Source organism: Polynucleobacter sp. 39-46-10, from assembly GCF_002282275.1.
Genome location: NZ_NCJB01000142.1, coordinates 1 through 5,818 on the forward strand (window position 1 = coordinate 1; position 5,818 = coordinate 5,818).

4 protein-coding genes and 1 pseudogene are annotated in these 5,818 nt (G+C 45.5%); all 5 read right to left on the bottom strand.

Features of this window, described 5'->3' with window-relative positions; genetic code table 11:
- Position 1: 1 nt before the first annotated feature.
- Positions 2-1,525, bottom strand: a pseudogene (gene nuoN, locus B7X71_RS10890) (NADH-quinone oxidoreductase subunit NuoN).
- 10 nt (positions 1,526-1,535) lie between these two features.
- A complete protein-coding gene (locus B7X71_RS10895) occupies positions 1,536-3,002 on the bottom strand; it encodes an NADH-quinone oxidoreductase subunit M (RefSeq protein WP_293600739.1) in 1,467 nt (488 codons plus the stop codon).
- Between the two features lie 24 nt (positions 3,003-3,026).
- Positions 3,027-5,087 (bottom strand): NADH-quinone oxidoreductase subunit L, encoded by a 2,061-nt coding sequence (nuoL, locus tag B7X71_RS10900; RefSeq protein ID WP_293600740.1) that lies wholly within the window; start codon positions 5,085-5,087, stop codon positions 3,027-3,029.
- Between the two features lie 2 nt (positions 5,088-5,089).
- On the bottom strand, positions 5,090-5,398 hold the full coding sequence (gene nuoK, locus B7X71_RS10905; protein WP_114652695.1) for an NADH-quinone oxidoreductase subunit NuoK: 309 nt from the start codon (positions 5,396-5,398) through the stop codon (positions 5,090-5,092).
- Positions 5,395-5,818, bottom strand: a 424-nt coding sequence (locus B7X71_RS10910; RefSeq protein WP_293600741.1) for an NADH-quinone oxidoreductase subunit J, incomplete at its 5' end; no start/stop codon positions are given. The genes B7X71_RS10910 and nuoK, both read right to left, overlap by 4 nt.

A 5,818-nucleotide genomic window follows, 5' to 3' on the forward strand; every position in this document is an offset into this window, starting at 1 on the left:
ATCAGCTTAGATAACTTGCTGATGTACACAATAGGGTACGGCGCATTGCATCGATGATAACGGTCATCAGTCCTGATGGGAGGATACAGATAGTTTACACGAATCTCGCATTCAAACTCAAAATTCCACGAGCAAAACCAGACCCAGAAATCTCCTCAGCATGCTCTTCTTTTGGCTCATCGAAGTACATCACCTTCACCACTCGGAGGTAGTAGAAAGCGCCAATTAATGAAGCAATCACGGCGATGATAGCCAAGAACGTGTGTCCACCATCAACCAAAGCTTCAAGTACACCCAACTTAGCAGCAAAACCTACTGTCGGCGGAATACCGGCTAAAGAGAACATCATTACCAAGCCAATAAAGGCAAACCATGGATGACGTTTATTTAAGCCCTTGAGATCATCAATAGTTTCGCAATCATGGCCCTTGCGCGATAACATCATTAAGAGGCCAAAGCTGCCTAATGTAGTTAATACATAAGTGATCGCGTAGAACATGGATGCGCCAAAAGCATGGTCATCAAAAACTGACAACATACCAAGCAATACAAAACCCATTTGCGCAATGGCTGAGTAAGCTAGCATGCGCTTCATATTGGTTTGCGCAATGGCAGTTACGTTACCCACCACTAAAGACAGAACTGCCAACAAGACCAGCATTGGCTGCCAATCGCCCATCAGTGGCAATAAAGTATTCACCAGTAGACGGAATAGCAAAGCAAAGGCAGCAATCTTTGGAGCCGCAGCAATCATCAAAGTAACTGCTGTTGGAGCGCCTTGGTACACGTCAGGTACCCACATGTGGAATGGCACTACACCTAACTTAAAAGCTAAACCAGAAACAATAAATACCAAACCAAAAGCCATCACCAAATGATTAATACGTGGATCAGCAACTGTTCTGAAGATTTCAATTAAATCAAGTGAACCGGTTACGCCATAAAGCATAGACATGCCGTAGAGCAAGAAACCAGATGCTAATGCGCCAAGAATAAAGTACTTAATAGCTGCTTCTACACTCTTCTCACTGCTATGACGCATAGCTACCAAAGCATAAGTTGGCAGAGCCATTAACTCAAGACCCAAATAAAGAGTCAATAGATTAGCACCAGAGATTAGGATGCACTGCCCTAACAAGGCCAATAAAGCCAAAACGATGAAGTCAGGACGGAAGAGTGCGCGATCGCTGAGATATTGCTTTGAATATACCAAGCTTACCAACACAGCACCACATGAGCATGCCTTGAGAAGGTTTGAAATAGGATCGGACTGAAACAGGCCATTCATAGCAACGACCGAAACATCTCCAATGCGACCTAAAAATGCAAAGACCAAATAGACCAGCAAAATAATCGAGAAGAAGTAAACGAAGCCAACGCCACGTGGTGTGTGGAAGATATCTTGCTCTACTCCAGGGGTGGCTGGCTGACGCTCAGGCACGTAAACACTTGCCACCAATAAAAGACAGGCGACTACAAGTAAAACGAGTTCCGGCAGGACGGCGTATAGGTCGAATGCTTGCATTAGCTTTTACTCAGAGTTTGCTGACAGCAACATGCTGCAGCAGATTAATCACGGACGGATGAATAATGTCGGTAAAAGGCTTCGGATAAACACCCATTCCGATTACACAGATGGACAGTACTGTCATCATGAAATACTCGCGCGCATTGAGATCTTTCAATTCCTCAACATGCTTGTTGGTGATTGCACCAAAGAAAACGCGCTTGACCATCCACAAGGAGTAAGCAGCGCCCAGAATCAAGGCGGTTGCAGCCAAGATACCAATTACAAAGTCGTAATCAACGGCAGCCAAAATCACCATAAACTCCCCCACGAAACCAGAGGTAGCCGGCAAGCCGCAGTTTGCCATTGCCATTAAGACTGCAAATGCAGTGAACGCAGGCATACGGTGAACCACACCACCGTAATCTGCAATTTGACGGGTATGCATACGGTCATACAGGACACCGATTGAGAGGAACATGGCACCAGCAACAAAGCCATGAGAAATCATCTGCACAATACCGCCCTCAATCCCCAGCGGACTAAAGAGGAAGAAGCCGAGAGTCACAAAGCCCATGTGCGCTACTGATGAATACGCAACTAACTTCTTCATATCTTTTTGAACCAAGGCAACTGCACCAACATAAATTACAGCCACCAAAGATAAGAAGATCACAAATGGGCCAAGATATTGACTGGCATCAGGGGCAATTGGCAATGAGAAACGTAGGAAGCCATAAGCACCCAGTTTCAACATAATTGCTGCCAACACTACCGAACCGCCTGTTGGTGCTTCAACGTGTACGTCTGGCAACCAAGTATGCAAAGGCCACATTGGCACCTTCACAGCAAACGCCATGAAGAAGGCGAAGAACAAGAGAATTTGCTCAACGATATCGAGGCGAGCATTGTGCCAAGCCAAGATTTCGAAGGTATTCGTCACGTTGTACAAATACAGCATGGCGATCAAAGTGAGCAATGAACCAAGCAAGGTGTACAAGAAGAACTTAAATGCGGCGTAGATGCGGTTATGACCACCCCACACACCGATGATGATGTACATCGGAATTAAAGTTGCCTCAAAGAATACATAGAACAACAAGGCATCTAAAGCAGCGAAGACGCCAATCATTAATCCAGAAAGGATTAAGAAAGAAGCCATGTACTGAGACACCTTCTTATCAATCACTTCCCAGGCAGCTATCACCACAAAAATATTGATGAATGCAGTTAAAACGATAAACCAAACGGAGATGCCGTCGATACCCAGGTGATAGTTAATATCGTAGCGAGGGATCCAACTGATCTTTTCAACAAACTGCATGCCAGGATTGGCAATATCAAAATGAATGATGAGCGGGAGAGTTGCAATAAAGCCCAATACGGAACCAAAGAGTGCCAACCAGCGAACGCCGGCCGTCGGTCTCTCTGAACCGTAGAACAAAATAATGATGCCGAAAAAAATCGGGATCCAGATGGCGAAAGAAAGAATCATGATGGCTACTTAAGTAACAAAGGCCTAGCGAACAAAAGGCAGGTAAGCGTACAAAACCCAAGCTAACAATACCGCTAAGCCTGCAATCATTGCGAAGGCATAGTGATAGAGATAACCGGATTGCAAATGGCGGATCACTGCAGAAAAGCGCCCTACTGCATGCGCACTACCGTTAACCAAGAAGCCGTCAATAGCCTGTTGATCACCACGATGCCATAAGATACCGCCGATCCACAGCAGGCCTTTAGAAAACACCGCTTGGTTTAAATCGTCGAGATAGTATTTGTTATCCAAGAGTTTCTTGATAGGAGCAAATGCTTGTGCAACAACGCCAGGCAACTTTGGTGCCCAGAGGTAACCAATCGCAGCAGTTAATACACCTAGTACCACTAGGAGCAATACTGGTGATGTCAATGAATGCATTGCCATAGCAATCGGACCATGGAACTCTTCAGCAAGCTCTTTCATGGCTGGATGTTTGCCAATATCGACAAAGATTGAATCGCCAAAATAAGTACCAAACAGTAAGGGCGTAATCGTGAAGTAACCAATGATCACTGAAGGAATCGCTAACAAGATCAAAGGCAAGGTCACAACAAATGGTGACTCATGCGGTTTTTCACCGGGAGCTAAACCATGATGCGCATGATCGTCACCCTGCTCTGCATGATCATGATGGTGATCATGTGCATGAGCATCAGCATGTCCCCAGCGGGCTTTACCGTGGAACACATAGAAGTACAGACGGAAGGAATATAGGGCTGTTACAAAAACGCTGGCCATCACTGCGAAGTAAGCAAAACCAGAGCCAGGAATGTGGCTAGCAGCTACCGCTTCGATAATGGAGTCTTTGGAATAGAAGCCAGAGAAGAATGGCGTACCGATCAATGCTAAGTTACCTAATAACATCATCAAGCAAGTGATTGGCATGTACTTCCAGAGTCCGCCCATCTTGCGCATATCTTGTTCATGATGCATACCTAAAATCACGCTACCCGCAGCGAGGAACAAGAGCGCCTTAAAGAATGCGTGCGTCATCAAATGGAATATGGCGATTGGGTAAGCAGACACTCCCAAGGCTACAGTCATATAGCCTAATTGGGAGAGCGTTGAATAAGCAACTACCCGCTTAATATCAGTTTGAACGATGCCTAAGAAGCCCATGAAGAGCGCGGTGATCGAACCAATTACCAAGATGAAACTCAATGCAGCATCAGACAACTCAAATAGAGGCGACATGCGGGACACCATAAAGATGCCGGCTGTCACCATCGTTGCAGCATGAATCAATGCAGAAATTGGGGTTGGGCCTTCCATAGAGTCTGGCAACCAAACATGCAATGGGAACTGAGCTGATTTACCCATTGCGCCAATAAAGAGGCAGATACATGCTACGGTAACTAAATTCCAGCTAGTACCCGGTAATGTTTGGGCAGCCAGTGCTGTGTTCTGAGCAAAGATCACATCGTATTGCATAGAGCCAGTGCTAGCCAATAGCAAGCCAATGCCGAGGATAAAGCCGAAGTCACCAACACGGTTGACCAAGAAGGCCTTCATATTGGCAAATACAGCAGATTGACGCTCGTAGTAGAAGCCAATCAGCAAATAAGAAACTACACCCACTGCTTCCCAACCGAAGAAGAGTTGCAAGAGATTGTTACTCATCACCAACATCAACATGGCGAAGGTGAAGAGGGAGATATAGGAGAAGAAGCGGTTATAGCCCTCTTCGCCCTTCATATAACCAATGGTGTAAATGTGAACCATCAACGATACAAACGTCACCACACACATCATTGTCGCTGTCAGTGGGTCAATTAAGAAGCCGATATCAAGATTGAGCTCACCCAATTGCATCCAGCGATAGACGGTACCGTTGAAATAAAAGCCATCCATTACTTGCACCAAGACAAAGCAAGACAGGACGAAAGCGATCATCACACCGAGAATGGTGACAAACTGGCAAGCGCCATTTCCGATGCGACTGCCGCCTAATTTAGTACCAAAGAATCCTGCAATAGCTGAGCCAAATAATGGCGCCAGTGGAATTGCGCAGAGAACAGGAAGAGTTAAGGTCAATTGCATGACTAGCCTTTTAAGTGGTCAAGGTTATCTGCATCGATGGTGTCTACCTTACGGAAGAGCACAACAAGGATTGCCAAACCAATTGCCGCCTCAGCAGCAGCCACAGTCAAAATAAAGAATACGAATACCTGACCAGCCATGTCACCCAAATAATGAGAGAAGGCTACAAAGTTCATGTTCACCGAAAGAAGCATTAATTCAATCGCCATTAAAAGCACAATGACATTCTTACGGTTCAAGAAGATACCAATCACGCTAGTCGCAAATAGGATTGCACCAAGCACTAAATAGTGGGCTAAGGTAATAGTCATTTCTTTTCTCCGCGAGCATCTTGCTTGGCGGCCATATCTGAACCCATCTTGACGATGCGCATGCGATCGGCAGAATTCACATTCACTTGCTCATGAATATTTTGAGATTTGGAATCTTTACGATTACGCAGAGTCAGAGCAACAGCGGCAATGATAGCCACCAGGAGAATCACTCCGGCAACCTCGAAAGCATAAACATAATCAACGAAAATCAACATACCCAAAGCTTGGGTATTGCCTATAGCCATCTCTTCAAGCATCGGCTGCACTGGAGCGCTTGTACCGATAAAGCTGCGAATCAAGACAATGGACAATTCCAAGACAATGACTGCACCCATCAAGAAAGCTACGGGTAAGAATTTCTTGAAATCACGACGTAAATGCTCGAGATCAAGATCTAGCATCATGACCACAAACAAG

Excerpts from the sequence above, each read along its gene's own strand:
- B7X71_RS10895 (WP_293600739.1), bottom strand. The coding sequence starts at position 3,002 with ATGATTCTTTCTTTCGCCATCTGGATCCCGATTTTTTTCGGCATCATT.
- nuoL (WP_293600740.1), bottom strand. The coding sequence starts at position 5,087 with ATGCAATTGACCTTAACTCTTCCTGTTCTCTGCGCAATTCCACTGGCG.
- nuoK (WP_114652695.1), bottom strand. The coding sequence starts at position 5,398 with ATGACTATTACCTTAGCCCACTATTTAGTGCTTGGTGCAATCCTATTT.